This window comes from Novosphingobium sp. 550D, from assembly GCF_057401885.1.
Map to the genome: position 1 here is coordinate 2878475 of NZ_CM171613.1, position 21452 is coordinate 2899926.

At 58.4% G+C, this 21452-nt stretch carries 17 protein-coding genes and 1 pseudogene; 4 read left to right on the plus strand and 14 right to left on the minus strand.

Annotation, left to right across the window (positions count from 1 at the left end; all coding sequences use genetic code 11):
* Positions 1 to 59 precede the first annotated feature (59 nt).
* The 7 genes from AC2S2E_RS13705 to AC2S2E_RS13735 all read right to left on the minus strand — a co-directional run bounded on the left by AC2S2E_RS13705 (position 60) and on the right by AC2S2E_RS13735 (position 6007).
* Positions 60 to 731, minus strand: a complete 672-nt coding sequence (locus tag AC2S2E_RS13705) for an ATP-dependent DNA ligase (RefSeq protein ID WP_486522728.1) — start codon at positions 729 to 731, stop codon at positions 60 to 62.
* A 63-nt stretch (positions 732 to 794) separates the two neighbouring features.
* Positions 795 to 2156 carry a hypothetical protein gene (locus AC2S2E_RS13710; protein ID WP_486522729.1) on the minus strand — a complete coding sequence of 454 codons (1362 nt, stop codon included), beginning with the start codon at positions 2154 to 2156 and terminating at the stop codon, positions 795 to 797.
* A gap of 284 nt (positions 2157 to 2440) precedes the next feature.
* Complete coding sequence (locus AC2S2E_RS13715; protein WP_486522730.1) at positions 2441 to 2656, minus strand: hypothetical protein; 216 nt, start codon at positions 2654 to 2656, stop codon at positions 2441 to 2443.
* A 3-nt stretch (positions 2657 to 2659) separates the two neighbouring features.
* Complete coding sequence (locus AC2S2E_RS13720; protein ID WP_486522731.1) at positions 2660 to 3349, minus strand: hypothetical protein; 690 nt, start codon at positions 3347 to 3349, stop codon at positions 2660 to 2662.
* Positions 3350 to 3491: 142 nt separating this feature from the next.
* Positions 3492 to 3683: a hypothetical protein gene (locus tag AC2S2E_RS13725; RefSeq protein ID WP_486522732.1), complete on the minus strand. Its 192-nt coding sequence runs from the start codon at positions 3681 to 3683 to the stop codon at positions 3492 to 3494.
* Between the two features lie 3 nt (positions 3684 to 3686).
* Positions 3687 to 5720 (minus strand): class I SAM-dependent methyltransferase, encoded by a 2034-nt coding sequence (locus AC2S2E_RS13730; protein ID WP_486522733.1) that lies wholly within the window; start codon positions 5718 to 5720, stop codon positions 3687 to 3689.
* Between the two features lie 134 nt (positions 5721 to 5854).
* Positions 5855 to 6007 carry a hypothetical protein gene (locus AC2S2E_RS13735; protein WP_486522734.1) on the minus strand — a complete coding sequence of 51 codons (153 nt, stop codon included), beginning with the start codon at positions 6005 to 6007 and terminating at the stop codon, positions 5855 to 5857.
* Positions 6008 to 7158: 1151 nt separating this feature from the next.
* Here AC2S2E_RS13735 and AC2S2E_RS13740 point away from each other — a divergent pair.
* Complete coding sequence (locus tag AC2S2E_RS13740; RefSeq protein WP_486522735.1) at positions 7159 to 7968, plus strand: hypothetical protein; 810 nt, start codon at positions 7159 to 7161, stop codon at positions 7966 to 7968.
* A 163-nt stretch (positions 7969 to 8131) separates the two neighbouring features.
* On the opposite strand, the gene AC2S2E_RS13745 is transcribed toward AC2S2E_RS13740, so the two are convergent.
* Together AC2S2E_RS13745 and AC2S2E_RS13750 are read right to left on the minus strand one after the other, a co-directional pair.
* The gene (locus AC2S2E_RS13745; RefSeq protein ID WP_486524604.1) at positions 8132 to 8713 is read right to left on the minus strand and encodes a competence protein CoiA family protein; all 582 of its coding nucleotides are present in this window, start codon (positions 8711 to 8713) and stop codon (positions 8132 to 8134) included.
* A gap of 120 nt (positions 8714 to 8833) precedes the next feature.
* Positions 8834 to 8935, minus strand: a pseudogene (locus tag AC2S2E_RS13750) (competence protein CoiA); the annotation flags it as partial.
* 350 nt (positions 8936 to 9285) lie between these two features.
* On the opposite strand from AC2S2E_RS13750, the gene AC2S2E_RS13755 reads away from it, so the two are divergent.
* Positions 9286 to 10428 carry an AAA family ATPase gene (locus AC2S2E_RS13755; protein ID WP_486522736.1) on the plus strand — a complete coding sequence of 381 codons (1143 nt, stop codon included), beginning with the start codon at positions 9286 to 9288 and terminating at the stop codon, positions 10426 to 10428.
* Positions 10418 to 12658 (plus strand): S8 family serine peptidase, encoded by a 2241-nt coding sequence (locus AC2S2E_RS13760; protein WP_486522737.1) that lies wholly within the window; start codon positions 10418 to 10420, stop codon positions 12656 to 12658. Before AC2S2E_RS13755 ends, AC2S2E_RS13760 begins: the two co-directional genes overlap by 11 nt.
* Before the next feature lie 751 nt (positions 12659 to 13409).
* Here the strand turns inward: AC2S2E_RS13760 and AC2S2E_RS13765 are convergent.
* A complete protein-coding gene (locus tag AC2S2E_RS13765; RefSeq protein WP_486522738.1) occupies positions 13410 to 15647 on the minus strand; it encodes a putative bifunctional diguanylate cyclase/phosphodiesterase in 2238 nt (745 codons plus the stop codon).
* Between the two features lie 159 nt (positions 15648 to 15806).
* Entirely contained in the window at positions 15807 to 16655 is an 849-nt protein-coding gene (locus AC2S2E_RS13770; protein ID WP_476103610.1) for a GGDEF domain-containing protein, read from the minus strand.
* 522 nt (positions 16656 to 17177) lie between these two features.
* On the opposite strand from AC2S2E_RS13770, the gene scpC reads away from it, so the two are divergent.
* On the plus strand, positions 17178 to 18689 hold the full coding sequence (gene scpC / locus AC2S2E_RS13775; RefSeq protein WP_476103608.1) for a succinyl-CoA:acetate CoA-transferase ScpC: 1512 nt from the start codon (positions 17178 to 17180) through the stop codon (positions 18687 to 18689).
* 203 nt (positions 18690 to 18892) lie between these two features.
* On the opposite strand, the gene AC2S2E_RS13780 is transcribed toward scpC, so the two are convergent.
* Genes AC2S2E_RS13780 through AC2S2E_RS13790 form a run of 3 tightly spaced genes read right to left on the minus strand, consistent with a single transcriptional unit; the run spans position 18893 to position 21385 of the window.
* On the minus strand, positions 18893 to 20008 hold the full coding sequence (locus AC2S2E_RS13780; RefSeq protein ID WP_486522739.1) for an aminotransferase: 1116 nt from the start codon (positions 20006 to 20008) through the stop codon (positions 18893 to 18895).
* Positions 20005 to 20592: a TetR family transcriptional regulator gene (locus AC2S2E_RS13785; protein ID WP_486522740.1), complete on the minus strand. Its 588-nt coding sequence runs from the start codon at positions 20590 to 20592 to the stop codon at positions 20005 to 20007. The genes AC2S2E_RS13780 and AC2S2E_RS13785 overlap by 4 nt, the downstream gene beginning before the upstream one ends.
* 34 nt (positions 20593 to 20626) lie before the next feature.
* On the minus strand, positions 20627 to 21385 hold the full coding sequence (locus AC2S2E_RS13790) for a sulfotransferase family protein (RefSeq protein WP_486522741.1): 759 nt from the start codon (positions 21383 to 21385) through the stop codon (positions 20627 to 20629).
* Between the last annotated feature and the right edge of the window lie 67 nt (positions 21386 to 21452).

Genomic DNA, 21452 nt, shown 5'->3' on the forward strand with positions numbered 1-21452 from the left:
CAAATTCCTTGCCTTGATATGCTGGAGGACGGGCAACCCTCCGATTCTCAACCCCATTATTACACATTCCGCCGATAGGGGCCGCCCGGTTTCACCTTTTGCCAGTGGGCGTTCCTATTCCGCCGATAGGGGGCCTCGGCATCCTTCAGCATCAGCCCCTCGCCCCCGGCGCTCCACACGCGGCGCGCGTGCGCCAACACGTCGCCGGCATCGCTCACCCATGTATCGGGCATGACAAGCACCGGGGAAGCATCGCCATCCTGGCCGCGTGATCCGGGGCGCCATTCCCACGATAGGGCCGGGTCATCCTCCACCGCCTTGGCCAGTGCCACCAGCCGCGCCTTGCGCTCATAGAGCGGCGTATCGCTGCCCCCGGCCCGCCATTCCTCCATCGTGAGGCAATCGAAGACATGGAACAGGCCCTCATCCCCGCCAAAGCGGTGCCCGCGCTCGGCCCATGCCTTTGTGCCTTCCAGCGTTCCGCCTACCTGCCATTCGCCATCAAAGAACATCGGCTGGCCTGCAACCCGCTCCATCAGGCCCAAGCGCCATTCGATATGCGCGGCCCCATAAAGCGGCTGGCCCTTGCGCGACCAAAGCCGCGCCTTGCCATCGATCCCGGTGAGATAGCAGGCCCGCCATCCGTCAATCTTCTGTTCCGCCATGCAGCCGCCATCGGGCAGCTTGCCGCGCCAATCCTGCGCAAGCTGGCAAAGGCTGGTCCATGCCATGTTCATTCCTCCGATAGGGGCGCCGTTCGCGACCAGCGCCCCGCCACATTCCGCCAGAAGGGGTCAGGCCACCATGCGGCGCACCGCCGCTTCAGCCTTGGCCAGCCTCAGACCAAAATCCTCGATAATCTTGGCGCTGCTATCGAGCGCCGATTGCATTGATGTCGCCCGGTGCTGAAGAGCCGCCAGTGCATTGCGCGCCGTGTCGCGTTCTTGCACCAGCCGGGCAATATCGCTTGCGCGTTCGGGGCGGGCAGGATCGGCAAGGCTGGCGCGAAGGGCGGCCAAGGCCGCGCGGCTGGCGCTGGCGCTCTTGCGCGCGGCATGGGCATCGGCGCGCGCGGCGGCCACCATGCGGCGCCCGCGTTCGGCATTCTTGCGGCGATGGTCCCATTCTTCCCAGATCCGCCCCTCTTGCGTTTCGATCCGGGTCAAGGCGCTTGCCGCCTTCAGGCGCGCGGCATCGCGTTCGCGCTGCAAGGTCATGGCGCGGGTAACGCTGGCGCGGCGCTTCGCCTTCAGGCGCTCATTGGCCTGTTCAAGCACGGTGACTTCATCGGCCCACGTGTCGCAATGCGCCTTCCAGCGTTCGATCTCCTGCTTGGCCTTGGCGCGCTCTGCCCGCATCGCCAGATAGCGGCGTGCCATGCGTTCGCGGCGCGCGCGATCATAGGCATGGCGCGGCATAGTTTGCGCCTGGCTCCCTTGTTCATCGGCGCCGGCGACCGCCGGGGAGGCAATCGCCTCTTGCATTCCGCCATTAGGGGCATCGGCCCTTTCCCCCGATAGGGTGGCAAGCTGGCTTTCCAGCGCATCAAGCCGGGCCAAAACATCAGCCAGAGGATCTTCACCGGCAAGAGGGGCGATTTCCTGCCCGCTCAGCGCCTCTTGCGCTTCATGGCAGGCGATGACGGCGGCTTTGCCCTCCTGTGCCTGATTGGCCGCGCTGGCGGAAATTTTGGGCAAGGCCTCACAATGATCGGGGGTAATCATCGGCTGGCCCTTGCGAATCTTGCCATGGGCGGCGCGAACGTCTGCCATGCTCCAAATCAGGCCGCCTTTTTTCGGTTCAAGGGGCATGGTGGAACACGTCACGATTTCCCCCGCGTCGTTCAGGGTTTCCAGCGTCACCTTATCGCGGTGGGCATCATGGCCGGGCATGATGATGGAATAGGCGCCATCTTCCCCCGCACCAAAGGTGGCGCCCACGCAGATCCGGAAAGCCGAGCGGCCTTTGCCGTAGTCCTTCCATTTGAGTTTGATCGTGCCAAAGTCTTGCAGGCCGCGCCGCTGGCGCTGCCATTCCATGTAGGCCTTGACCTCGCATTCGGTCGCTACACGCGAACCGCCCAACGTCTCATTGATGCCAGTGTGAACGCCCCAAAGATCGCATTGCATGGGTGTAATCTCCTTGCCTTGGCTCATCAGCGGAGGGGTAGGCAATCCCTCCGGACAACCCCGCACGGCTGGCGCGCGGGGTGTTTCGCCATTCATACAACCGGCGGTGGGCTAGATTCCTTGGCATCACTCAAGGGGACCCAATCGGGGCGAATATCTGGCGTGTCGCAACCGCTGCAATACCCGCTCTTGTCGTATGGGTCCCCAGCCTCCCACCGTTGGGCAAGCGGGTCCCAAGTCATGCTGGCCTCTTGCGAGATTTCGTCGCTGCCACAGTACGGGCAAACGGGCTTTACTTTGCTGCACATGGATCAAGCCTCCCCTTGCGTTAGCTTGGATTCGTCGAACTCGGTTTCTTCCATGGTTCCGGACCAATCGCAGGCCGTGCATTCGACGCCGCCGCCCCACTCGACAATGATCCACGCCTTAGCGACCAGATCCCATTTGCAATCCGCATTGGCGTGCAGGCTATCCGCGCCCCCGCAATCCGGGCAGCGGCGATGTTCTGTTGCGGTGCCTTCAGTCATGGATCAGGCCTCCCCATGGTTGCAGGTCGCGCGGCAGGTTTCCTTGGGGCGCCGGTTGATCGGGCAAGGCTCTGCCCCTGCATCCGTTTCCGCCGGTAGGGCGGCGCGCGCGATAATCTGGGGCGCGTTCAGGCAATTCCATTCAACGCAATTCACCAGCCAATCGGGGACAAATTCCCAATCGAAGCAACCGGCTTCGTCCCTTTCGTCATCGCTCAATGCGTTCCAAGCATCCTCGCACGCAGGCGCCAGCTTCAAGGCATCTTCCCGCAAGGCCGCCATGCCGATTTGATCGCGCCGGGCCTGCCAAGGGCAACCGGGCTTGCCGATTTGCTCTAGCATGGCTTCCCAGATGCAAAGCGACCCATAGGCCCATTCGGGGGCAACAATCTGGCCAAGGTCCTGCACCAATTCAGGGGCGCGAATGTCCAGCGGGCAGCCCAAATGATCGGCAAGCGCCTTGCCAAACTCGATAGCTTTGGCGCGCGCGGCTGGCAGATCCTTGCCCTTGCCGGGGAAGTCCTGAACATGAAGCGCAAGCGGATTGCGGATATAGACACCGCAACCATCCGCCGCCGGGGCGAAATAGACCTGAGTGACGCAATCCCCGTCATGGCGCCAATAGCAGACCTCAACCGCTAGGGCCGAATCCGCGCCGCCGAGAACCGTGCGAAGTGCGTTTGCATGGGACATTGTCAAAATCCTTGTTTGCCCTCTGGTGGACTATCCGGGCGGGCAAGCCGGATAGGGTAAGGCCTGCGCCTACCGCGCCCCCCTCGCATTCCGCCAAAAGGGGGGCGGGATAGGCGGCGCGGGATTGCCCCGCGCGCGCCGTTTATTCGTCTTGCGCCGTCTCGGCTGGCTCATAGGACCATGAGCCTATGCGATTGCCGTTATAGTCATGGATCGGGCCGCCCTCTGCCCCGCTGCAAACGCGGTTGCCAATCGTGGCCAGAATTGCCGCAATGTGCCGCGCCGGTTGATCCTCAAAGGCCGCGTTTGCCGTCTCAAATTGAAGTTTGAACATGGCTTAGGCCTCCCCTTTGCGAATAGTGGCCATGACAGAGGCAACGCCCGTTCCACTGACCTTGAACGCGCCCGCCGGGATCTCTTCAAAGGCGGCGCCCAGATCCTCAGCCCATGCGCGAAACTCGCAATAGCGGCGATCCTGTCGGAACATGACGCCCGCGCCCATGATCGCCACCAGCACGCCGCCGGGGCGGATAAAGGCCCAAGCGTGGCGGATATGGTCAAGGTCCTGCCCGTTCTCAAACGGGGGGTTCATGATAACCGCATCATAGGCGGCGCGCTCCTGCGGCTGGCATTCCAGAAAGTCGCCGCGCGTCAATGCATGGCCCTTCAGGTCCAGCACTTCGCACAAGCTGGCGTGCCGCTCGATACAGTCAACCGAATGGCCCGCATCGCGCGCCGCGTCTGCAATGGCGCCAGAACCTGCGCTAGGCTCCAAAACGCGCGCGCCGGGGGCAAGGTCTGCCCGTTCCATCATTTGCGCCACAAGGGCGCCGGTTGTGGGGAAATAGCCGGGGATGCGGGCAAAGCGCAAAGCCTCCACCTTGCGGGCCAGCGCATCAGCCGCCATGCGCCCCGCCTGCCCCTCGCTGGATAACAGACCCCATAGCGCGGCCGCCTGTTCCTGCTTCTCGGCTTCGCGCCACGGGTAGGGCCTGCCGGTAGGAATGCCCGCGTCATAATAGCCCGCGTTGCCCCGGTCTATTTCCTCTTGCGCCAGATCCAGAAGCGCCGCCTTTGTCTTGATGCTGGCCAGCACCGGGGGAACCGTGCCCGCGTCATGGCGATCAGCAAGCGCCCGCATCATCTTTTGCGCGCGTTCAAGCGTTGCGCCCTCTTGGCGGGCCTCCGCTGCTTGCTTGGCCTGCTTGGGCGTATTGGCACGCCGGTCCCTGAATTTGTCATCGATCAGGGTTTGCAGACCATCGGCCATTGCGCGCAGCTTTTCCGCCAGTAGGGGGGCGCTTGCCTTGGGGCTGGCCGCCTGCGCGGCTGGCGCGCTGGATTGATCCGCCCCGCCCTCGGCTGGCGCCGCCTTGGCAAAGGTCCGCGCCTTTTCCTCGCTCTTGAACGCAAACCCGGCGGGCGTTGCGCCCCATGCGCGGGAATACCAACCGCCAAGGGCCTTTGCCTCTGCCAGCATGGCGTCAAAGGCTTCGCGCTCAACCCTATCGGCTAGAGTGCAGATCCACATATCAAAGCCCTTTTTCGTGTGCTTGTGGCGTTCGATCGCGAAGGCGCCACCAGCGCCAGCCGCCGGGGCGTTATCGTTTCCGCCGGTAGGTGCATCGGCTGGCGCCGGGGCAATGCCCTTTGCCGCGTCTGAAAACTCCCACGCATCGCCCGCAAGCCATTTAACGCGGCACTTTTTGACGCACCAGCCGGAGGAATCGCGCCAGCCGTTTTTCAGGTAGTAACCGGCTCCCATGGAATACTTTTCCCGATGCTCTGCCCCCTCCGGCGCATCGGCAAGATGGGAGGTATCGGGAAAGCTGGCGGCCGCCTTGCGCATCTCGGGGAAAAGATCCCTTTCGTGGCGGCTCCACCCGATCACGACACGGCGCTTTGTCTTGTGGCCGTGATAGTCGCTCATGGAGTCGGAATCATCTTCATGCAATTCCGCCACGAGGGCCGCCTTGGCCCATGCCGGGGCATATTTGGCCAGATCCGCGGCGCTTTGTTCTCTGGCCTTTTCGGCGCGCGCCATGGCTTCGCGGGCCGATTCCCGGCGCTTTTCCTCCAAAACGCGCGCCTCTGCCAGCTTGGCCGCCGGATCATCGCAAGGGGCGATATTCGGATATTTGGAGATCAGGCGCGCTAGGGTGTGCTCGTCATAGTCGATAATCTGGCCAGAGTCGGACACCGCCTTAACGTGCCAGCGAATCGGGGCCATGGCGGAAGGCCCGCCAATCAAGAGCGCTTGGCGCGCGCCGCTGCGCGGCTCAATTTCCACAACCCAAGCCAGATTGCCGTATGTGGTGACAAAGCCCTGCCCGATTTCAAAGGGCGCGCGTTCGGTGATTGCAGCTTGCATCGGTCTAACCTCACTTTGCCCATTGATGACCAATCCGGGCGGGCAATCCGGAAAGGTTCAGGCTTTGCGCCTGTCGCGCCCCCCTTGCTTCTCAGGGGGCGGGAAAGACGGCGCGGGGCAAGGCCCGCGCCCTGTTACTTGATGCGTTCCTTGGCCTTGGCCAGATCATCGCGCGTGGCCCGCCAAGCGGGCAGGAAGGCGCGCGCGGATTGCCAAACGCTGGCGCTTGCGACGATGGCGACAAGGGCAAACACGCCCCGCGCGATGGCTGGCGCATGCTGGATCATGCCAAGCCCCTAATGGCATATTGCCGGGCCGTCGCGGCCGCATCGCTAGGGCTGGCGCCCTCGGCTATGGCCTGCAACATCTTAAACCGGATCAATTCAGGATGCGGGGAGTCTTTGGCGATGGGCTGGCCAGCGGGCCAGAGCGCGGCTTTCAGGTCATTCCATGCGGCGCGTGCCTCGGCCATATCTTTGCATGCGCTTGCCGCCCTATCGCGGACCTTGTGGGCTTCTTCGAGCGACATACCAAACCGCGCGGCGGCTTGTGCTTGTGTCAGCATATGCGTTGCCTTTGCTTTGTCCTGTCATCATCAGGCGCGGGGTGGACAATCCCGCACGACGGGGCGGCGCGCCCCGTTTCGACTTCTCGCTTGCCCTGGCTAAGCGCCGGTCGGGCGATCCGGCCAATGGGGGCGGCCTATCCGCCGCCCCCTGTCAGTATGGCTTGCCCTTCATTCATGCGGGGGCGAGCAATCCCCAATTCGATTTGCCCTGCACGCACTCGGGGGCGGGCAGTCCCCAACTATGTTTGCCCTAATGCTCAACGGTCGGGCAGTCCGTTAAGCCGAAAAATAGGCAACGAACTGCGATAGTCAACAGTTAAATCGAATATTTATCAAATAAATTCAGGGTCCTACCCAGCATAGATCAATAATCATTGCGCTGGGAAACCGCATTTAAACACCGTCACAAATAAACTTTATTTAGACATATTTTTAAGTTTCATTTTCCCTGTAAATACCTTCGCCCCGTCATCTGAAAAATTGGCGTAAATCGCGGTTTATATTTGAAAATTTTGGACCTCGTGGGCGGGAGACGGAGGTCCGCATCCACTCATCTAGGCAGATGCAGATAATTCAACAATCTGATATGAGTGTCGAATGCGAAGCCTCGACAGACTGCAATTGCATGTCCTATCAATAGCCTTCGAATCAAACTGGAGGTTTTAAAGTGGCCCTTCCCCCACAGCTTCAAGCAATCAAAACAGATCTTGAACGAAAAATGAGTCTCTCAAGCAAAGAAAACGCTCTCTTGAGCGAACTGCGTGCGATTGACATTCGAACTCCTGATTACCAGCTTCGTGAAAGTACTAATAATTTTACAAAAATGACTGGCCCTGATGATGGACGCTGCGGTTGCTGCGGTCGATAATCTTGAAATTTACTGCCCCGAAACCTGTAGCCCCCGATAGAGGGTTCTGGGCAGTTGAACCTCGACGCGAGGCAGATGGAACTACGCCGGACATATATTTCAAGGTTATAAAGCCCGGCTGCCCTGCCGATATGCTTGAACTAAAAGGGAATATTGAACGAACCCTAAGCCTCATTCAAAGCATTTATGCGGGGAGTTCCAACACTGCCAAGCGCGAGGAGTGCGTTGCCAAGCTGGTACAACTTGCACAGCTGGGACTTGTCGGCACAAGTCCGGCGATATCCGAGGCAAGCGCATCTCTTTCATTTTTCAAACAAGATGTTATAGCACGTGAATCTGGACGCATAAAAAATGAATACATGATCAAACTTGGATCATGGGCGCTGGGCTTCATGGCACTTTGCGCAACAGCATACTTTCTTATCGACTTCTTTAAGGCTCCGCCAAATCAGCTCTATCGGTATAGAAATGTATTTTTGGTCCTAGCTAGCTGCATGGCAGGAACTTGGGCGTCTTTTGCCAGTCGAAAAGTAACTCTTTCATTCGAAGATTTGGCTGCATTGGAAGACGACAAGCTTGAACCGCCCCTCCGGCTGGCCTTCTCTGCCATCCTCACAGCCATCTTGTGCTTGGTGTTCACGACCGGGTTCGCCAATGTCGTGATTGGCAGTTTTAGTGCAGCAAAACTTTTGGTTTCGGGAAGCACTGCAACACTGGTCGGCGCGCTGGCTGGCCTTGCTGAAAAAGCGCTTCCGGCCGCTATGATGCAGCGCGCGAATAGCTTCGTTTCTAACGCCAAAGAGACGAAGTAGCGAAAATGCGCTCGCACGGCTGGTCATCGGCCAGTCTATGCGCGGCCAGCAATACGCCCAAGAACGTCACATGAGTAGGCCGCTGGCCTCTCGTTATGATCGAAGAACTGAAGGGGGACAGGTCGCCTTCGACCCGTTAATCGCGTTCGCGTGATCGCAAGCGTCAACCTTTGGCAAAGTGGGCGAAGCGTCCTCCAGGCAGGCTGAAGGTAGTCGATGACCATGCTTTGCGCGCTTTCAGCATTACCTTGCATTCCTCAATTTTATACGGGCCAAGCAGCGTCAGGGTACGCCAGCGCTTGGAATACCGGGTATAGCCGCCCGCAGACTGCTCCTCCCCTTCGGAATTGTACCAAGACGAGCTAGGCACTTCGATCAAATGCTCGGAAAATGTGCCTTGCCACAATGCCTGCTCCGCAGGGTCGATGAACCAAAGCTCCTTGAAAGCGAAGGCGTGCGCCCATTTTTCCCAAGGGCGGATAGTATATTGCCGAATCACTAGGCCGTTGTTTAGAGTTTCCGCGTCATTGCGCATCTTCTCGGTCAAAATACCAAGCCACATGACCGGAATCCCGGCGGTAATATAGGCGTTCGTGCGCATCTCGATCGCATCATAGAGGATCGGAGTGTGCTGAACTTCAACTGCCACGCGGATCCTACCATCAAGCGATGTCACAAGAACGTCAGCCCGGCGATCGCCGCCGCCAGACAGAACCTCAACCTCATAGTCAGCGCCATAGCCCATTCTTCGAAAAGCATCTCGCAAGACAATCTTTGAAGCTAGGTGCGCTTGCGTTTCACCAGACGCCCAACTGCAATCGGTCGGCGGCTTATGCGCAAAGTGATGGATAACAATGCGACCCTTCTTCAGCGTGAGGTCACCTTTGCATTTTGGGCAATGATAGGCAGGCCCGCGCTCAGCTTGGCTAGCCTCAATCCTTACATCACCGATAAGCCCCATAAGCATAGGACGAGATTATCGTGATCTGACGCTCGTTGTCGATATATTTTAGTTCGAGATCTCCGCCTGATGACGCTGGGACCCGCCTATCGGCAGCTTCCCTTAATATCGGACGCTCACTTCTGAACTAGCTGGCCACGGGACGAAGGTCCGTTTCAAAGGTTCCCTTCGGCACAGCTTCCACCAAGAAAAGACATTCGCGGCGCCCAGCCTCGACAAAACGGCAACCGCTTCGCCAAGGCTAGCCACTGTAAGTTTACAAAGCATGGTTAGCGGCAAGCAAATCGTCTCATTTCGCTTGCAGATTGGCAAAGTTGGTTTACAGGAGTCGCATATAAGTTGACACAGAACCCATTATGAGTGACATTTCCAAAATGAAAGTTGACGCACGTGACCTTATCGAACTCTGTGAATCTGCACTTGCGGCCGACTACACGCGCGTGCGGCGGGCTGGCAATCGGATAGCCAAGGCTCTGTCAGTCCACGAGCCTGAGGCCGCAAAAGCAATTCAGAAAGCGCTCAAGCGCCAAGGCGTTCCACTTCAAGCCTCTGGGTATGCTGAACAATTTCCCAAGGATGGCAGCTCATATCTGCCCCTTGTTCAAGAAGATAATTGGCCCACGGATCCGCTTTTCCTCAACGCAGCGGCTGGCCGCGTCGTCTCGCGATTCCTAGAAGATGCGAGGCATATTGGCTTGCTTGCGGAGCACGGAGTTTCAACCAGGCTCGGCTTGCTTGTTCACGGCGCACCGGGAACTGGAAAGTCACATCTGGCGGGACACCTGGCCTCTCAGATGCAGGCTCCCTTACTTGTGGCCCGTCTCGACTCACTTATATCTTCAAGGCTTGGCGATACCGCCAAAAACATCCGCAATGTCTTTGACTTCATCCCTCAGAAAAGAGCCGTTTTATTTCTCGACGAAATCGATGCCTTTGCCAAGGTTAGGGATGACAAGAATGACCTCGGTGAGCTAAAGCGGGTCGTAAATACAGTCCTTCAGGGACTAGACTCTCTTCCCGATGAGGTTGTTGTCGTCGCTGCAACCAATCATGCTCATCTACTCGATCCGGCCATATGGCGCAGATTTCCCTATAAGGTCGAACTTCATCTGCCAGACAGCGACGTCCGTGCCTCGATGTGGGAACATTATTTGTTTGGTGATGCAGCAGATCGGATTGCGGATGCCGATGTCCTCGCGAAAGTTTCTGAAGGACTGAGCGGGGCTGACATTGAAAACATCGCTCTCGCGGCGCGACGTCGAGGGCTGATCGATGGAGAAGAACCGTCATTGGCTAGCATTGTTTTCGCAGCAGCCCGGTCATCTCAGGCTGCTCCCAATCTTCTTGAGCAGACATGCCTGTCCCATGAGGACCGGCGGGCGCTTGCCGCGATTCTCAGAGATCGCGCCTCGCTTGAGGTGACCACCATTGCACGGGTTATTGGCGTGAGCCGACAGATGGCTCATCGCTATTTGAAGGAGAACATTGATGGCGTCTGATGACCAACGCCCTCTGCTCAATCCGGTTCTTCGCTTCCTGAAGGACCCCAAACCTCGAGGCGTGACTGGCGGCGGCAAGAATTCTGCCAGTATCAAGCGCGAGCGCCTTAACCAGCAACGTGTCACCCTGTCGGCAGAACTAGGTGAGATGATTGGCATGGCGCATGAGCAACCGGCATTTGCTAGTCGCAGCGTGATTTACGCCTCGATGTTCGAGGACTCACTCGCACCGAGTTGGACGCCAGACGATCTGTTTTCGCCCGAACGAGGAGCGAGGATCATTGCCCCGTTTCGTGATGGTTATCTTATTGAGATTGATCGCCGGGCGCTGGCTCGATTTTCCCACGTAATGCTTGAAGCAACGCGCATTACCGATCTTGTCGATATTTCGCGAATTGCTTCGATCCGATTCTTCGACGATGCTGACCCAGCAGGCGATTATACCTGTGATGAAGCTTGGGCTGCTGCCCCACCCTCAGAACATGGTCGTGCATTTATCATCTGGCTTATGCCGCTCGCCGATCAGCGCGCTGGTGAGGAATTGTTGGCTGTGATCGAAGGGTTACGCGGCAATCTGCTTTTGCCAGCGCCATCCTTACTCGGGCAGCTTGGACTGGATCTGGATCAGACACCGGCAACCTTAGCAAGGGCTCTTCGCGCAAGCGGTAGTGCCGATAGCGTTGCCTCTGCAATGCGGGCGTACCGTCAAACACGCCATGCCAGCGCCCCCGTGATTGTGCCATCGAAACAAGCACTAGCTCGACTCGTTGCATCAGGCGCAGTTTATCGGCTCGAGCCAGTACGCCCTATTTCATCAACTGCTCCTGGAACGGGCAGCGAGCCGGATCGACCTCTTCCGTCAGGCCTCGCGCTCGCTCCTGTGGTTGGGGTGATCGACGGCGGGTGTACAGCTTCTTCTTACCGTACAAGTGCAGAAGCGTGGAGGGCTCCGCCGTTCATCCCTGACGGGCAGGCAGATCATCTGCACGGCAACCAGATAACCAGCCTCATTGTCCAAGGACATGACTGGAACAACAAGCTGGACCTGATGCCGCTGCATTGTCGCGTCGGCACGGTCCAGGCAGTACCCAAACGTGGCAGCAACGCAATCGTCAATCCTGGCGCTCTCATTGCTTATCTTGATGCAGTGATCGGAGCTTATCCTGAGGCAAGAGTCTGGAACTTCTCGTTCAACGAGCCGGCACCCGGTTCGCTTGAGGATGTCAGTTACCTAGGGCATCAAATTACGGTTCTTGCTCGAAAACACAGGATCTTGCCGATTATCTCGGTTGGCAATCGTCCGGGGGATTTGCTGCAACCACCGGCTGACTGTGAAGCTGCGCTGACAATTGGCGGGCGAGTGCATGATGCGGACGGCAGGCCCGTACACAGTTGCCCGGTGAGCCTCAACGGCCCAGGACCTGCTGGAATGCTTAAGCCGGAGATCTCGAATTTTTCTCACGTGCGTGTAATCGGCGGCTTGGTCAACAAGGGCTCAAGCTTTTCGACAGCGCTGACCTCTCCGCTAGCTGCACATTGCTTCCAGCGGCTTCGTGAGGCCAGCCCAGATCTCGTAAAAGCCCTCATTCTCCACCGGTCGGCAGAAGGTGCGTTCGACAGGGCCACGGGATTTGGCACCCCAAGATCAATCCCTCCTTGGAGCACGCCACCCGGTTACGTGACGTTACAATGGAGCGCTTCGTTGAAACCAGGCGCAGCCTATTACTGGGAGCTTCCAATACCGCCTTCTCTGAAGCGAACCGGAAAATTGAAAGGGGCAGCGCATCTGACGGCAGTTCTCAATCCCCATCCATTCGTTTCTGACTTCGCCGGCCTTAACTACTTTGGAGCCCGCCTTGAAACAGCGCTGCAATGTGAGCGTAATGGCAAGCCGATCAACCTGCTTGGCTCCCTCCAGTCAGGCAAGCAGACCGAGGCAGACGCGCGGAAAAGCGATCACAAGTGGTGTCCGCTCCGGCATCACTCCAAGCCTTTGAACAACATCAAATTCGACGGCGACAACCTGAAGGTATATGGAAGAGTCTTCACCCGCGACCTCTACCTTTATGAATATTCCTCCAACGAAGAGAGCCCTCCACTCGATGTCGAATTCGTTTTAACCATTGGCACTGGAGATCCTGATGACGATGTATTCGGAGAAATTAGGACAGCCCTTGGTACATTCGTAGAGGTATCGACGATTGATATTGATATTGACATTGATAACTAATCGATATTTAAATTTTCGAAAGTTTAATTATTTTAACTAGAGGCACTCTTTGGACGGCGTGAATGAATTTGAGGCAGTATCTGGCTGTGCGAAGATGGGTCTTGCGAAGGAATCTGTTCGCCACTTGATAGCATCGGGTGGCGATGGCCCCACAGACCCAACCTTCAAGCAAGGCATTGGGTCCGCATTCGAGCAGATCCATCAGTGCCTCATTTTGAATTATAGGCTGCCTCAACCTCGGTTCACCTTGCTGGTCTTTGCGCCGATGAACTTAGGCCTGCTAATGGCTGCTCGACGCTCCAACGGGCACTAACCGGAGCGCCCGCCGAACCTGCATCGACATTTACTAGAAAACGCGGGCGCTACGTGCCTAAGCGAAAGGCATCTATGGACGCCTCTACCCCCGAAGCGTTTTACATCGCCTCTCTAACCCATTGAATTTGCTGCATCCGGAAGTAGATGGATTTACATATATAGATATGATTTAATTACATAATATTCCGCTTTGGGAGCAGAGGGTCGCAAGTTCGAATCTTGTCTCCCCGACCATGTTTCAGATTTTCAACGGGCCCCAGAAAAGCGCTTCACGCGTCGCGCGTTTGCTCTTTATGCCCTTGGCCTGATCTGCCTAATTCATACTGAACCTGATGACGGCTTTGGACTTAAGCCATGCCTTTGAAGCCCGCCAGGCCCATATCACCCCGTGCCTTGCGATGACAGGTCCGCATCGGACCTCGCCCCCCTTCCCCTATTAGGCGCGCTTTACCAGGCTGAGCGCGCCATTGCGGGCGGGCCCCAGCTTCATTTTTGAATCGATCATTTCCTTCAAGGCATCCGCGCTGACCGGGCGTGAAAAGAGATAGCCCTGATATTGGTCGCAACCGCATTCCAGCAGGCGTTCACGCTGACCTTCGGTTTCGACGCCTTCGGCGATCACCTCAAGATCCAGCGCCCGCGCCAGATTGATGATCGCCTCGATCAGGCGGACCGCATCGGGATCGTCTTCATCCAGATTGCGGACAAAGGAGCGGTCAATCTTGATGCGATCCACGGCAAAGCGTTGCAGCGAGGAAAGGCTGGAATAACCCGTGCCAAAGTCGTCAAGGGCGATGGCAAAGCCTTCCTGTTTCAACACCGCAATATTGTCGCGCGTTGCAGCATCATCGCCCAACAGGACGGTCTCGGTGATCTCGAATTCATAATGGCTGGGGTTGATGGCATGTTCGGCCGCCAGACGGCTGACATTGGCCATAAAGGCTGGCGAGCGCAATTGCAGCGCCGAAACGTTGATGGCCACCGGAACACCCGTCCATTCGCGTGTTTCGGCAAAGACGCGGTTGACCGTAAAGGAGCCCAATTGCCCGATCAGGCCGCTTTCCTCGGCCAGCAGGACGAAAGTGTTGGGCGGGATCATGCCCTTTTCGGGGTGATTCCACCGCACCAACGCCTCCACCCCGCGCAGGCGCCCTTCGGCGTCCACTTGCGGTTGATAGACCATGTGCAGCAACTCTTCATTCAGCGCTTCCCGCAGGTCCATTTCAAGCTGGCGTCGGATGCGCAGCGCCGCGTCCATTTCCAGTTCAAAGAAGGTGGCCCGATTGCGCCCCCTTTCCTTTGAGCAATAAAGCGCCAGATCGGCCTGGCGCAGCACTTCGCTGGCCGAAATTTCGGGATCATTGATGATCGTGATGCCGATGGAGCAGCCGATCTCGACCATCTGGCCATCGATGTCGAAAGGATTGGAAAAGGCGTTGATGATCCGTTCGGCCAGATGCGCCGCCCCCGCCGCGCCGGAATGCGGTTGCAGGATGACAAACTCATCGCCGCCCAACCGCGCCACGGTATCCGTTTCCCGCACAAGATTGGCCAAACGGCGTGCGGCTGCGCGGATCAAAGTATCGCCCGCAGGATGCCCCAGCGTGTCATTGACCTCCTTGAACCGATCAAGATCAAGGCACAGCACGGCCACATCCATGCCCGAACGCCGCGCCAGCGATCGTAATTGATTGAGCCGTTCAAACATCAGCGCCCGATTGGGCAATTGCGTCAGCGTGTCATGAAAGGCCAGATGACGCGCCTTGGCCTCCGACAGGATCAGGCCACGCGCATAACGATGCGTCTGACGCGCCAGACTTGCGCCCAGCAGCAGCAGCAGGCCCATCATCGCCACCATCGGCCACATCAACCGCACCAAAAGGTCGCTGCCCGGACGGCGGCGATCCCACGCCAGACCGGCAACCACCTTGCCGCTCAAATCCTGCAAGGGCAGGATGGCCACTTCGTCATTATCGCGCAAATCGGTCGTGACACGGAAATTCCTGACCACTTTGCCAATGCCAAACATCGAAAGGATCGATCCGTCCACCGGCGCCATCGTCACCACGACAGGTGCCGGGCGGCCCGTTTCGCCACCCACCGCCGTTTCCGGGCGGACCAGCGTCGATGTCAGGACAAAAAGCTGATCTTCGGCATAGACAATATTGGTAAACTGGATCGGGCGGCCAAGATCACCGGGTTTTTCTGCAGATATCGAGCGCTCGGCCTCTCGCACCTTTTTCAACAAGACGTTGACCGCGTTGGAATAGGCGGTCATGGCCGGATATTGATCAACCCGCCGACCGTTAACGGCCAGAAACATCAGGCGATCGCGACCGTCCATCACCAACAGGCGTGAGATGTTGTTGCGGTCGTAGAAATAGCGCGCAAGGCTTTGTTCCACCCAATGCGGATCAAAGACCTGCCCAATGTGGCGGACGGCATCTTCGGATTCCAGTCGGGGTTGGACCATTGCGGCAAAACTGATCAAACGGTTGCGATAGCCGCGTTCCGCCGTCTGCACCTGCATCGTCAAGGCGACATCATCGAACTGGTTGACCATCACGGTTACGACCAGCGCCAAAACCGCCAGAACCCCTGCGGCCAAGGCAATAACAGGCGCATAGACACCGGCGCCTGTGCGTTCGGCGCGAGGGGTCTTGGATTCAATCATGACTATTTGCAGCCTTCCCTTGCCGGTTCTTCCAAAAGAAGTGTCGTTAGAAAGATTTACTTACTGCAAATAAATAAACGTATTTGATAATTTGGTACATCAACCCCTCCGCAATTGGACCTAATGGCCATCGCAAAGGGGCGATATTGGAGCAGATTGTCAGGCCACGCAGATCTGGTTGCGACCAGTTCGTTTGGCGCGATAAAGCGCCTCATCGGCGGCCTCCATCGCGCATCGCGTGTCGGGATAGGCAAAGACATTGGCCACACCGCCCGAAAAGGTAACGCGGCCAATTTCCCGCTCGCTTTGACGATTGATGAAATTGCGCCGGGCCAGCCTTTCGCGTGCTTCGTCCAACAGGTCATGGACCTGCACCGGGGTCTTGTCGCGAAAGATCAACACAAATTCTTCGCCGCCATGGCGAGCGACATGGCATTTTTCGCCCGACATCCGTTGCAGGATCTGGGCAATGGCCTGAATCACCCTGTCGCCGGCCTCGTGGCCATGGCTGTCGTTGATGCGCTTGAAATCATCAATATCGCAAAAAGCCAGACACAAAGGTTCCGAACGGATCTGGGCCGCGCGATATTGCTGTTCCAGCACCATCTCGAACGCCCGGCGATTGGGCAGCCCGGTCAGATGGTCAATATGCGCCTCGCGCTGTGCCCGGTCCAGACTGCGACGCAGAGCGGTTGCCTCCTCTTCGCTGCGACGCATGCTTTCTTCGAGCAATTGGGTACGCTCGATCATGGCCCGCGTTAATTCGGCCAGACTGGAGACAAAGTCCCCTTGGTCATTCTTGGGCAGAACGCTGACCACATGTTCAAGCGCGGCGTGATAGGAGCCCGAGTCGTTACGCGCACGCGCAGCGGCCGAGGTAAAGACTTCCAGCCGACTGCTTAACCGGTTGAGCATTTGCTGGGCATTATCGCGCTGGGCGATATCCTCGTCGTTTTGTGTAATATGATCCAGCCATGCCTGCGTGATGGGGCGATTTTCTTCGCGCATCACACTGAACTTTCGGGCCAGTCTTGGCGACTCTCCCGAATAGGCCGCATGGACCGTCAAAAGGTTTTCTGATGTTACTTCGATTTTGTTTTCAAGAAAGAAATCCCTAATACGATCAATTATCTGATGCCTGCGCAAATCGTTCAGGTGCGCAGGGATATTGTGTTGCGACATTTTATCAAATTCAGCGGATGTGGCCAAAGCCAACTTGAACAAGCGCAAGGCTGAATCCTTTATGAGTAACGATTGCACTGAATGCCGATTAATCCGGCCTCCCCTTCAAATGCGAAACGAAACCATCCACGATATTCCCGTAATGCCCCCAACCCGATCTTAACCATACCCGGCCCGGCCCGCGCGGCTTGGTCCAAAGACCCAAGACATTGGTCGTAAAGACCTCCGACTCGCTTGCCATCGGCCAAACGCGGGCGCATTCGCGGGGCGCCCGGCGATCCCCCGGCATGGCTCCTTTTCGCGCTATGTCATTGCCGGAAAAACACAAACGCAGGAGAAGCCCTCGCCATGTCTGCGCGTATTGCCCATCAGACGCTCAAGTCCCGTATCACCAGCGCCGAAGAAGCCGCCGCCCTTATCAAAAACGGCGATACCGTCGGCATGAGCGGTTTCACAGGCTCCGGATATCCCAAGGCCGTGCCCATGGCGCTGGCCTCGCGGATTGAAGAAGCGCATGGCAAGGGCGACCCGTTCCGCGTCAAAGTATGGACCGGCGCATCGACCGGCCCGGAACTGGACGCGGCGCTGGCCAAGGCCAATGGCATCGAATTCCGCCTGCCCTATAACTCGGACCCCATCGCCCGCGAAAAGATCAACACGGGCCAGATGGACTATTTCGACATGCACCTGTCACAGGTGGCACCGATGGCGTGGCAGGGCTTTCTTGGCCCGCTGGATGTGGCGCTGATCGAGGTCACCGCCATTAACGCTGATGGGACGCTGGTGCCGTCTTCTTCGGTGGGAAATAACAAAACCTGGCTCGACCGGGCGGATCGAATCATCCTTGAGGTCAACAGCTGGCAGGCGGCCGAACTCGAAGGCATGCATGACATCTATTACGGCACCCGCCTGCCCCCGCATCGCGTGCCTATCCCTTTGACGCGCCCGGATGATCGTATCGGCCAGCCCACGCTGCAATGCGACCCCGACAAGATTGTCGCGATTGTCGAAACCGACAAGCCTGACCGCAACCTGCCCTTTGACGCACCGGGCGAAACGGCGCTTCGCATCGCGGGCCATCTGCTCGATTTCCTTGCCAATGAGGTTAAGCAGGGGCGGATGCCGGAAAACCTGCTGCCGCTGCAATCGGGCGTGGGCAATATCGCCAATGCGGTGCTGTCGGGTCTGGTGGACAGCCCGTTTGAGAACCTGACATCTTATACCGAAGTCATTCAGGACGGTATGATCGACCTGCTGGACGCGGGCAAATTGCGCATGGCCTCGGCCACGTCCTTCTCGCTGTCGCCCGATGCGGCGCACCGCATGAACAGCAATATGTCGGCCTATCGGGAAAAGATGATCCTGCGCCCGCAGGAAATCAGCAACCACCCCGAACTGATCCGCCGCCTTGGCTGTATCGCGATGAACGGGCTGATCGAGGCGGACATCTATGGCAACGTCAATTCGACGCATGTCATGGGCAGCCGCATCCAGAACGGCATCGGCGGCAGCGGCGACTTTGCCCGCAACGCCTATGTCTCGATCTTTATGACGCCCAGCACCGCCAAGGGCGGCAAGATCAGCGCCATCGTCCCGCAGGTCGCCCATGTCGACCATATTGCCCAGGACGTTCAGGTGATGGTGACCGAACAGGGTCTGGCCGATCTTCGCGGTCTCAGCCCCAAACAGCGCGCCCATGCGATCATCCAGAATTGCGCGCATCCCGATTACCGCCCGATGCTGGCCGATTATTACGATCGCGCGCTCAAGGGCTCCTATGGCCTGCACGCCCCCTCCTTGCCCAGCGAGGCATTGAGCTGGCACCAGCGGTTCATGGAAACCGGTTCGATGGCAAAGTAAGAGAAGGGACTTTGCCGACGGAGGGGCAAAGGGACTTGTCCCTTTGCAATCCCATTATTGAGTGGTGGACTGGCGATCTTCGCAATGCCGGACCACCACGCTGTAACGGCTGGCGGCGCAACCAAGGTTCTCCCCCCAAATAGCGCCGCTGACATTGATGGGGTTGCAAGGGGTTTCGGCCCCTTGCCCAACCGGCCTTTTCCTTACAGCGCCGCCTTGAACGCGGCCAGCTTCTCCACCGCCCGATCCAATGTCTCGTCCCGCTTGGCATGACACAGGCGCAGATAGTTCCTTTCGGGCGTATCGGCATAAAAGGCCGACACCGGGATCGACCCCACCCCCGCCACGCGCACCAGACGTTGCGCCAAAGCCTCATCCTCGGCTGGCAAGCCCGACGCGGACAGGTCGATGGTCACAAACCACGTTCCCGCCGACGGCAAAACGCAAAAACCGGCCTGCGTCAGTCCGCCGACCAAACGCGCCTTGCTGGCCACATAGCGTGCGCGATGCGCAGCGAACCATTCATCCCCCAACGCCAGCCCTTCGGCAACCGCCCATTGCAAAGGCGTGGGCGTGGTAAAGGTGATGAACTGATGGCTGGCCGCGACCCGCTCGGCCAATTCGGGCGCGGCCACCGCCCAACCGATCTTCCACCCGGTCAGCGAAAAGATCTTGCCCGCCGACCCGACCTTCACCGACCGATCCCGCAAAGTCGGAATATCCAGCACCGACAAAGGCTTGGATCCATCAAAGATAGTCGCCTCCCACACTTCATCGGCCAGGACGTAAAGCCCGTGCTTCTGAGCCAAAGCGCCCACGCCCTCCAACGTCGCGCGGTCCAAAACGGTGCCGGTCGGATTGTTGGGCGTGTTCAGGATGATCAGCCGTGTCCTGTCGGTAATGGCGGCGGCCAAATCATCCAGATCCAGGCTCCACGCCGGAGGGCGCAGGTTCACCAACCGCGCCACGCCGCCCGCCCGCGCCACCAGCGGCAGATAAGCGTCATAAAGCGGCTGAACGCAAATCACCTCATCACCCGGTTTTACCAGCGCCAAAATCGCACTGGCCAAAGCCTCGGTCGCGCCGGATGTGACGATCACCTCTGCGGCCGAAACGCCGTAAAGCCCCGCCACCGCCGCGCGTAATTCGGGCAAACCGCGCATCGGCGGATATTGATTGCTGCGCTCTGCCAAGGCACGCTGGGCCGCCGCGATGATCTCCTGCGGCTCTTCCATATCGGGAAAGCCCTGCCCCAGATTGATCGCGCCCAAATCGCGGCAAAGGCCCGACATCACTTCAAAAATCGTCGTCTGGCTCATAGGTCACCTAATGCATGCACGGCAAAGCGGCGGAATTGTTCCAGCCTTTCCTCGCGGCTTTCGCGCCCTTCGCGCCTTGCGTCACGCGGCGGCACATCCAAAGCCGCCGCCGTCACAAACCTTATCCGCCAGCCCAATGTTTCATCATCAACGCCGGGCAAGGCCGCCGCCAACCGCGCCCGGACCTGTGCCACGCCATCGTCAAACATGGCCCATATCTCGTCATGCAGGGCCGGTTCCGCGCGCGAGAAAATCTCATCCAGCACGACAATCGCCCGGTAATCCCCGCTCATTGCCGCCTGCGCCCACAGGGGCTGGATCAAGGCATCGACCGTTGCCTCAAACCCATCGCCCCGTGCCAGCCAGTCGGCGCGCGCATCCGCAATCATCGCCCCATTGCGCAGCGCCAGTTCGCGCAGCAAACCATCCGTCCCGCCAAAGTGATACCGGATCAGCGCCGAATTGGCATGGGCCGCCGCCGCAATGCGTCGCACCGACAATGCATGAACCCCTTCACCCACCACAAGTGTTTCAGCCGCCAGCAAAAGGCGCGCGCGGGTCTGGGCTGGGGTGTCATCGGGCATGTTGACCTTGCCCTATCAAACCCATCGCTCGCGCTCAATCGCGCATTAACCCCATCCCCCATGTGCGGGTCGAAATGCCGGTCAACCTTTCGAATAAAGGTCTGTCGGCAGACAATTTTTCCAAAATATACCGACAGTCGTCGCCGTCGGGCCATGCGGGATACGCGATCCTTGGCCGCGCATTGCTCCTGATCGGGGCAACAACGGGAAAAGGCTCAATATTCAAAAACGAGGCAACCCTTTGCAACACGCCCCTGTGGTCACGCGCCAAATCACCGCTTTCAATAAACAGCAATTGGTGGCGCGCAAATCGCGTCATGGCCCGCGCCACCTGCACCCCATAGGCCCCGCGCTCTACATAGGAAAAGTGGCGCAAACCCACCTCTCCTTCGCGCACAACCCGCCTGCGCCCCTCGCGGATCGCCTGGGCGAAGGGCAAAGATTCAATCCCCCGCGCATATTCCATGCACCAATGCGACCACGCCCGCTCCACCGGGTCACGGAACATGAATATCAACCGCGCAGACGGATTATAGTCCACAATCCGATCGAGCGCCTTTGGCAAAAAGCCATAGATTGGCGTCGCCTCAAAACAAATCCGACCATCGTCTGGGCCAAATCCGTCTTCCAATGGGCGATAATCCGGGCGCGACCAATCACGCCCTTCGTCATCAAAAAAATGCAGTTCCTTGGCCCTGCCGCCATTCAATTGAGGGTGCCGCGCCAGATAGTCATACAGGCTGCTCGTCCCGCACTTTTGCGCGCCGATCACGAACAGCCCAACCCGAGCCAATGATGTAATCCTTTGATCCATCATGCAACTTTAATGGACGGCGCACCAAAATTGTCCCCTATCTGCT

Bases quoted from the DNA above. Each gene is read 5' to 3' on its own strand.
- AC2S2E_RS13720 (WP_486522731.1), bottom strand. From the start codon at position 3,349: ATGTCCCATGCAAACGCACTTCGCACGGTTCTCGGCGGCGCGGATTCG.
- AC2S2E_RS13725 (WP_486522732.1), bottom strand. From the start codon at position 3,683: ATGTTCAAACTTCAATTTGAGACGGCAAACGCGGCCTTTGAGGATCAA.
- AC2S2E_RS13765 (WP_486522738.1), bottom strand. From the start codon at position 15,647: ATGATTGAATCCAAGACCCCTCGCGCCGAACGCACAGGCGCCGGTGTC.
- scpC (WP_476103608.1), top strand. From the start codon at position 17,178: ATGTCTGCGCGTATTGCCCATCAGACGCTCAAGTCCCGTATCACCAGC.
- AC2S2E_RS13730 (WP_486522733.1), bottom strand. From the start codon at position 5,720: ATGCAAGCTGCAATCACCGAACGCGCGCCCTTTGAAATCGGGCAGGGC.
- AC2S2E_RS13705 (WP_486522728.1), bottom strand. From the start codon at position 731: ATGGCATGGACCAGCCTTTGCCAGCTTGCGCAGGATTGGCGCGGCAAG.
- AC2S2E_RS13710 (WP_486522729.1), bottom strand. From the start codon at position 2,156: ATGAGCCAAGGCAAGGAGATTACACCCATGCAATGCGATCTTTGGGGC.
- AC2S2E_RS13760 (WP_486522737.1), top strand. From the start codon at position 10,418: ATGGCGTCTGATGACCAACGCCCTCTGCTCAATCCGGTTCTTCGCTTC.
- AC2S2E_RS13785 (WP_486522740.1), bottom strand. From the start codon at position 20,592: ATGCCCGATGACACCCCAGCCCAGACCCGCGCGCGCCTTTTGCTGGCG.
- AC2S2E_RS13745 (WP_486524604.1), bottom strand. From the start codon at position 8,713: ATGGGCTATGGCGCTGACTATGAGGTTGAGGTTCTGTCTGGCGGCGGC.
- AC2S2E_RS13770 (WP_476103610.1), bottom strand. From the start codon at position 16,655: ATGCGCGAAGAAAATCGCCCCATCACGCAGGCATGGCTGGATCATATT.
- AC2S2E_RS13755 (WP_486522736.1), top strand. From the start codon at position 9,286: ATGAGTGACATTTCCAAAATGAAAGTTGACGCACGTGACCTTATCGAA.
- AC2S2E_RS13735 (WP_486522734.1), bottom strand. From the start codon at position 6,007: ATGATCCAGCATGCGCCAGCCATCGCGCGGGGCGTGTTTGCCCTTGTC.
- AC2S2E_RS13715 (WP_486522730.1), bottom strand. From the start codon at position 2,656: ATGACTGAAGGCACCGCAACAGAACATCGCCGCTGCCCGGATTGCGGG.
- AC2S2E_RS13780 (WP_486522739.1), bottom strand. From the start codon at position 20,008: ATGAGCCAGACGACGATTTTTGAAGTGATGTCGGGCCTTTGCCGCGAT.